General features: G+C 70.1%; 1 protein-coding gene. It reads left to right on the top strand.

The features are described from left to right. Positions 1 to 15 precede the first annotated feature (15 nt). Positions 16 to 8,381: amino acid adenylation domain-containing protein (locus tag AB0395_RS47045; RefSeq protein ID WP_366294553.1), on the top strand; the 8,366-nt coding region annotated here is incomplete at its 3' end.

Below are 8,381 nucleotides of genomic sequence, written 5' to 3'. Positions count from 1 at the left end.
CATGACGAGCATGGTTTGCCGATCGGGATCGACGGGGTCGTCGAGTACGCCACCGACCTGTTCGACCGGGCCACCGTCGGCTCGACCGCACAGCGCCTCCTGCGCCTGCTCGAAGCAATGGTCTCCGACCCGCAGACACTCGCCGGGCGGGCCGACATTCTCCAAGCCGAAGAGCGGAAGCTGACCAGGACCGGCATCTACGTGCTGAACAGCGAGCTGTGCATGGTCCCCGCGGGCGTGGTGGGCGAGCTGTACGTCTCAGGTTCCTATCTCGCGCCCGACGAAACGGACTGGCCCGCCACGGCGGCGCAGAGGTTCGTCGCCGACCCGTTCGACCAGGCCGGGGGCCTCATGTGCCGTACGGGTGAACTGGTACGGCGGCACCTCGACGGGCGGCTGGAGTTCCTCTCCCCGGCGGACGAGCCATCGGCGGCCCCCGAACCCGCCCCGGCCGGTCGCGGGCCGCGTGACCAGCGCGACGAGATCCTGTGCCGGTTGTTCGCCGAGGTGCTCGGCGTCGCCCAGGTGGGCATCGACGACAACTTCTTCGCCCTGGGCGGCTACTCCCTGCTGGCCACCCGGCTGACCTCGAGGATCAGGTCGACCCTCGGCGTCGAGGTGAACGTCAGGGAGCTGTTCACCTCGCCGACCGTGGCGGGTCTCGTCGCGGGCTGGAACGAGAGGGAGGCGGCCCGCCCCTCACTGGCACCGGTGCGGCGTCCCGATGTGCTGCCGCTGTCGTTCGCGCAGCAGCGGCTGTGGTTCCTGCGCGAGTGGGAGGGGCCGAGCGCCACCTACAACATCCCGGTCGCGGTGCGGTTGTCGGGGCGGCTGAACACCGAGGCACTGACCGCCGCGCTGCGGGACCTCTTCGCCAGGCACGAGTCCCTGCGGACCCTGTTCCCCGCCACGGGCGGGGAACCCCGCCAGCAGATCGTCGACGCCGAGCTGGCCAAGCCGTTCTTCTCCGTCCGCCCCTGCGCGGAGGACGAGCTGGCCGCGGCGATCGACGAGGCGGTCGGCCACGTCTTCGACCTGACCGCCGAGCTGCCTCTGCGGGCGTGGCTGTTCACGGTCGCGCCAGAGGACCACGTGTTCGTGCTGGTCATGCACCACATCGCCGGTGACGGCTGGTCGACCGACGTGCTCTGCCGCGACCTGGCCACCGCCTACACCGCCCGAAACTCCGGCGCCGCGCCGAGGTGGTCGCCGCTACCGGTCCAGTACGCCGACTACACGCTGTGGCAGCGGGAACTGCTCGGCGAGGCCGACGATCCGGACAGCGTCTTCGCCAGGCAACTGGACTTCTGGTCGGAGACACTGGCCGACGTTCCCGACCGGCTTGAGCTGCCTGCCGACAGGCCACGGCCGGTAACGCCCAGCTACGAGGGCGCACTGGTCGAGCTGGAACTGGACGCCGAGCTGCACGGGCGGCTTGTCGAGCTGGCCAGGGACACCGGCAGCACGGTGTTCATGGTGGTGCAGGCGGCGCTGGCCGCATTGCTGACCAGGCTGGGAGCGGGCACCGACATCCCGATCGGCACGCCGATCGCCGGGCGCACCGACGACGCCTTGGACGATCTGGTCGGGTTCTTCATCAACACGCTCGTGCTGCGCACCGACGTCTCCGGACGCCCGACCTTCCGGGAGCTGATCGCCCGGGTGCGGGCCGCCGACCTGGACGCGTTCTCCCACCAGGACCTGCCCTTCGAACGGCTCGTCGAGGCGCTCAACCCGGTCCGCTCGACGGCGCATCACCCCCTGTTCCAGGTCATGCTGGTGCTCCGTAACGACGGAGCGACCATGCTGGAGCTGCCCGGACTGCGCTCCTCGGAGTGCGCCGTCGACTTCAGGATCGCCAAGTTCGACCTCACCCTCGGGCTGGCCGAGCAATACGACGACGCGGGACGTCCTGTCGGCCTGCGCGGCGGCCTGGAGTACAGCACCGACCTGTTCGACGCCGACACCGCACGGTCCATGACACAGCGACTGCTCCGCCTGCTCGCCGAGATGGCCGCCGACCCCGACCAGCCGGTTCTCGGCGTCGACCTGCTCACCCCCGGCGAGCGTCATCGGCTCCTGGTCGAGTGGAACGGCGCCGAAACAGGCTCCCCGGCCACCGGATGCGTCCATGAGCTGATCGAGCGGCGGGCCGCGCTGAAACCCGACGCGACCGCGCTGGTCTGCGGGGAGGAAACCGTCACCTACGCCGCCCTGATCGCCGGGGCCGACCGCCTCGCCGGGCACCTCGTACGGCTGTCCGCCCAGCCGGAACAGGTGATCGCGGTGATGATGGACCCGACACCCGACCTCGTGATCGCGATGCTGGGCACCCTCAAGGCGGGCAAGGCGTTCCTGCTCCTCGACCCGGCGACTCCGGAGCAGCGGCTCGAGTCGATCCTGTCGGACGCGCGCGCCGACGTCGTGCTCACCACCCGGGCGCTGGCGCACAGGTGGGAGGGCGGCGGCCGTACCGTGCTGTGCACCGATGACGTCTCGACCGGCGGGCCAGTGCCCGCGTGGGAGGCCCCCACGATTCACCCCGGCGCGCTGGCCTGCGTTTTCTTCACCTCGGGCACCACCAACAGGCCCAAGGGATCGGCATTCGTGCACGGCGAACTTGCCCGGTACGCCCTCGACGTCGCCGACGTCCTGGATCTCGCGGAGCGGGACCGGTTCCTGCAGGTCGCCAGGGTTTCCTTCGACGTGATCCTGGAAGAGGTCCTGCCGACGCTGCTGGCGGGGGCATGCGTGGTGCTCCCCGGCTCCTCGGTGCTCACCGCCGTCGCCGACCTCGCCGGCCACATCGAGGAGTACGGCGTCACCGGCATGGAGATCACGACACCGTACTGGCACGCCTGGGTCGACGCGCTCGCCGACGAAGGACGGCGCCTTCCCGAGACGCTCCGCTTCGTCATCATCGGCGGCGAGCGAGTCTCACCCGACCACGTCACCCGGTGGCGCGGCTTGGGCGCCACCCGGCTGATCAACGTCTACGGCCTGACCGAGACGACCGTCACCTCCACGGTCTACGAGCTCTCGGACGCCGAGGAGGGGGCGCTTCCCATCGGACGGCCGCTGCCGACCGTACGGGCCTTCGTCCTCGATGAGGCCCTCGGCGTCGTGCCCGTCGGCGTGGTGGGTGAGCTGTACCTCGGTGGTGGTGGGCTGGCGCGTGGGTACATGGGGCGTCCGGGGTTGACGTCGGGCCGGTTCGTCGCGTGTCCTTTTGGTTCTGCCGGTTCGCGGATGTATCGGACCGGGGATCTGGTGCGGTGGCGGGCTGACGGGGTGCTGGAGTTCGTCGGCCGGGTCGACGACCAGGTCAAGGTGCGCGGCTTCCGCATCGAGCTGGGCGAGGTCGAGGGGGCGGTTGGATCCCATCCCGCCGTGGGCCATGCGGTGGTCGTGGTACGCGAGGACGACACGGGTGAACGGCGCCTCGTGGCGTACGTGGTGCCGCGCGACGGCGACGCGATCGACGTGAACCCGCTGCGCGGCCACGTGGCCGCGGTGTTGCCGGAGTACATGGTGCCGTCGGTGTTCGTGATCCTGGAGGCGTTGCCGTTGACGCCGAACGGCAAGCTGGACCGGCGGGCGCTTCCCGCGCCGTCCTTCGAGGGAGAGACAGGCGGCCGGGGGCCGCGTACTCCCCGGGAGGAGATCCTGTGCGGGCTGTTCGCCGAGGTGCTGGGTGTGGCGCGGGTGGGGATCGACGACGGCTTCTTCGAGCTGGGTGGGCATTCGCTGCTGGCGACGCGGCTGATCTCGCGGATTCGTTCGTCGCTGGGTGTCGAGCTCAGCGTGCGGGAGCTGTTCCAGTCGCCGACCGTCGCCGGGATCGCCGGGCGTGAGGGTGACCGCCCGGTTCGTACGCCGTTGGCGCTGGCTGTCCGGCCTGAGCTGGTGCCGTTGTCGTTCGCGCAGCGGCGGTTGTGGTTCCTGCACGAGTGGGAGGGGCCGAGCGCGACCTACAACGTGCCGATGAGTCTGCGGTTGCGTGGTGTTCTCGATGCCGGGGCGCTGGGTGCGGCGGTCGGTGATGTGGTGGCCAGGCACGAGAGTCTGCGGACGGTTTTCCCCGCGGTTGACGGGTTGCCGTATCAGCGGGTGGTCGAGGACGGTCCGGTGCTCGAGGTGGCCGACGTTACCGAGGAGGGGCTGGGGGAGGCGTTGTCGGAGGCGGCGCACCGGCCGTTCGACCTGGCCGTCGAGCTGCCGATCCGGGGACGGCTGCTGCGGATCAGCCCGGTGGAACACGTGCTGGTGTTGGTCATGCATCACATCGCCGCCGACGGTTGGTCGATGGGGCCGCTCGCCCGCGACCTGTCGCAGGCCTATGCCGCCCGGTGCGTGGGTGAGGTGCCTTCCTGGTCGCCGTTGCCGGTGCAGTACGCCGACTACGCCCTCTGGCAGCATGATTTGCTGGGGGACGAGCGGGACGCGGGGAGTCTGGCGGCTAAGCAGCTCGCCTACTGGTCCGCGCAACTCGCGGATATCCCCGACCAGCTCACCCTGCCTGCCGACAGACCTCGCCCGCCACGGCCAAGCCACCGTGGAGACCACCTGCCCATCACGATCCCGGTCGAGGTGCACGAGCGGCTCCTGGTCCTGGCCAGACAGACGCAGGCGACGTTGTTCATGGTGGTGCAGGCCGCTGTGGCCGCGTTGCTGACCCGGCTGGGGGCGGGCACCGACATCCCGATCGGCGCCCCGATCGCCGGGCGCACCGACGACTCCCTCGACGACGTCATCGGATTCTTCGTCAACACCGTCGTGCTGCGCACCGACACCTCGGCCCACCCCACCTTCCGGGAGCTCATCGGCCGGATCCGCACCACGAACCTCAACGCCTACAGCCACCAGGACCTCCCCTTCGAGCGCCTGGTCGAGGCGCTCAACCCCGACAGGAGGACCACCCACCACCCGCTCTTCCAGACCATGCTGAGCGTCGAGCGCAACGTCCAGACCACCGCCTTCGACCTGCCGGGACTGCTCGTCGAGTTCGTGCCCTCCGCCGTCGGCACGGCGAAGTTCGACCTGTCGGTCGACCTCATCGAGGAACACGACGCCGACGGCAGGCCGGCCGGTATCCACGGAGCGATCGAGTACGCCACCGACCTGTTCGAGCGCGACAGCGTGGACGCCATCGCAGATCGTCTCCTGCGGCTGCTCGGTGCGATGGTCACCGACCCGGAGCAGTCGATCTCCCGTCCCGACCTGCTCACTCCGGCGGAACGGCAGCGCATCCTCGTCGACTGGAACGACACCGCAACCTCGGACCGGCCCGCCCTCACCGGCATTCACCAGCTTTTCGAGCGCCAGGTGCTCCGGCGCCCCGACGCGGTGGCGGCGGTGAGTGGCCAGGACAGCCTGACATACGACGAGCTGAACCGGCGGGCCAACCGGCTGGCCAACCACCTTGTCGGCCTGGGCGCCGGACGCGGCCACATCGTCGGGGTGTGCCTGGACCGAGACCTCGACCTGGTCGTCGCACTGCTGGCCATCTTCAAGGCCGGAGCCGCCTACGTGCCGCTCGACCCGGCGCTGCCGTCCGACCGGCTGGCGTTCCTGCTGGCCGACAGCGCGGCGTCGGCCGTCATCACCCGCTCGGACGTGGCCGGGAGACTACCCGAGCAGCACGCGCCGGTGATCCGCCTGGACGACGACGCGCAGGCCATCGCCGAGCAGCCGGACGACCCGCCGCGCGTGGAGCAGCGGCCGGAGAACCTGGCCTACGTGATGTACACCTCCGGCACGACCGGGCAGCCCAAGGGCGTCATGGTCGAGCATCGCAACCTGCTGCACATCGCGCACTCGTGGGACACCCAGTACGGCCTCACCGCCCTCAAACCGAGGTTCGTCTCGGTGCTCGGCATCGCCGTCGACCTCTTCTGCGCGGACATGATCAGGTCGATGTTCTTCGGCGGGACGCTCACGATCAGCCCTGTCGAGGTCACCATCGACCCTGCGGCGCTGCTGAGCCTGGTCGAGCGCTCGGCGGCGACCAGCCTCGAACTCGTGCCGTCCCTGCTGCGCACGCTCGTGCAGGAGGTCAAGCAGCGTGGAGGCAGCTTCCCCGCGCTGCGCCACCTGCTGGTCGGCTCCGAGGGCTGGGCCATGGCCGACTGCCTGGAACTGCTCGAGATGGCCGCCCCCGGGATGCTGGCGGTCAACGCCTACGGCGCCACGGAGACCACGGTGGACGCCACCGTCTTCGTACCCGGCCCCAACCATGCCGGTGACCGTTTCGTCCCGATCGGCAAGCCGTTGCCCGACGTCCGGGTGTACGTGCTCGACGCGGACCTCAGCGTCGTGCCCGTCGGCGTGGCAGGCGAGCTGTACGTGGCGGGCGACGGCCTGGCGCGCGGGTACGTTCGCCGTCCCGGGATGACCGCGGGACGGTTCGTGGCCAACCCGTTCGGCGGCCCGGGCTCCCGGCTGTACCGCACGGGCGATGTCGTGCGCTGGCGGGCCGATGGGGTGCTCGAGTTCGTCGGCCGGACCGATGACCAGGTCAAGGTGCGCGGCTTCCGGGTCGAACTCGGCGAGGTCGAGACCGCGCTGCGCGACGTGCCCGGAGTGCGCGCCGCCGCCGTCGGGGTTCACGCGGACACGTCGGGCGGTCTTCGCCTCGTGGGGTATCTGGTCGGTGAGACGGAGACCGAGGCCGTGCGTGCCGCGGTCGCCGCGGTGTTGCCGGACTACATGGTGCCGTCGGCGTTCGTGATCCTGGACGCGTTGCCGTTGACGCCGAACGGCAAGCTGGACCGGCGGGCGCTTCCGGAGCCCGTCTTCGAGAGAGAGATCGAGGGCCGAGGGCCGCGTACTCCCCGGGAGGAGATCCTGTGCGGGCTGTTCGCCGAGGTGCTCGGCGTCGCCCAGGTGAGTGTCGACGATGGTTTCTTCGATCTGGGTGGGCACTCGCTGCTGGCGACGCGGCTGATCTCGCGGATCCGCTCGTCGCTGGGTGTCGAGCTCAGTGTGCGGGAGCTTTTCCAGTCGCCGACCGTCGCCGGGATCGCCGGGCGGCTCGGCTCGGAGCGGGCGTCCCGTCCCGCGTTGGTGCCGGCTGTCCGGCCTGAGCTGGTGCCGTTGTCGTTCGCGCAGCGGCGGTTGTGGTTCCTGCACGAGTGGGAGGGGCCGAGCGCGACCTACAACGTGCCGATGAGTCTGCGGTTGCGTGGTGTTCTCGATGCCGGGGCGCTGGGTGCGGCGGTCGGTGATGTGGTGGCCAGGCACGAGAGTCTGCGGACGGTTTTCCCCGCGGTTGACGGCCTGCCGTACCAGCGGGTGGTCGAGGACGGTCCGGTGGTTGAGATCGTGGAGGTCGGCGAGGAGGGGCTGGGGGAGGCGTTGTCGGAGGCGGCGCACCGGCCGTTCGACCTGGCCGTCGAGCTGCCGATCCGGGGACGGCTGTTCCGTCTCGGCGAGCGGGAACACGTGCTGATGCTGGTCATGCACCACATCACCTCTGACGGCTGGTCGATGGGGCCGTTCGCCCGTGACCTGTCGCAGGCCTATGCCGCTCGGTGCGTGGGTGAGGTGCCTTCCTGGTCGCCGTTGCCGGTGCAGTACGCCGACTACGCCCTCTGGCAGCATGATTTGCTGGGGGACGAGCGGGACGCGGGGAGTCTGGCGGCCAAGCAGCTCGCCTACTGGTCCGCGCAGCTCGCGGATATCCCCGACCAGCTCACCCTGCCTGTCGACCGGCCCCGGCCTCCGGTCGCGACCTACCAGGGCGACCACGTGCCCTTCAGCGTCTCGCCGGAGTTGCACGAGGGGCTCCTGGCCCTGGCCAGACAGATGCACGCGACGTTGTTCATGGTGGTGCAGGCCGCTGTGGCCGCGTTGCTGACCCGGCTGGGGGCGGGGACCGACATCCCGATCGGCACGCCGATCGCCGGGCGCACCGACGACGCCTTGGACGATCTGGTCGGGTTCTTCGTCAACACGCTCGTGCTGCGCACCGATGTTTCGGGCCGTCCGTCCTTCCGGGAGTTGATCGCCCGGGTGCGGGCCACCGACCTGGCCGCCTACGAACACCAGGACCTGCCCTTCGAACGGCTTGTCGAGGCGCTCAACCCGGTCCGCGACACCAGCCACCACCCGCTGTTCCAGACCATGCTCATCCTGCACAACGACAGCCGGTTCGACCTGCCGCTGCCCGGACTCGAGGTCGGCTATGAGGACGTCGCACTGCGGACGGTCCCGTTCGACCTGCAGTTCGTCATGAGCGAGCGGCACGCCGACGACGGCACGCCCGCGGGCCTGTTCGGCGCCATCGAGTTCAGTTCTGATCTGTTTGATCGGCGGACGGTTGAGGAGGTGGGGGTCAGGTTCCGGCGGGTGCTTGAGGGCATGGTGGCCGATCCTGATGG

Origin of the sequence: Streptosporangium sp. NPDC051023, assembly GCF_040689595.1 — a bacterium.
Lineage (GTDB): Bacteria > Actinomycetota > Actinomycetes > Streptosporangiales > Streptosporangiaceae > Streptosporangium.
This window is presented reverse-complemented; position numbering and strand designations above follow the sequence as displayed.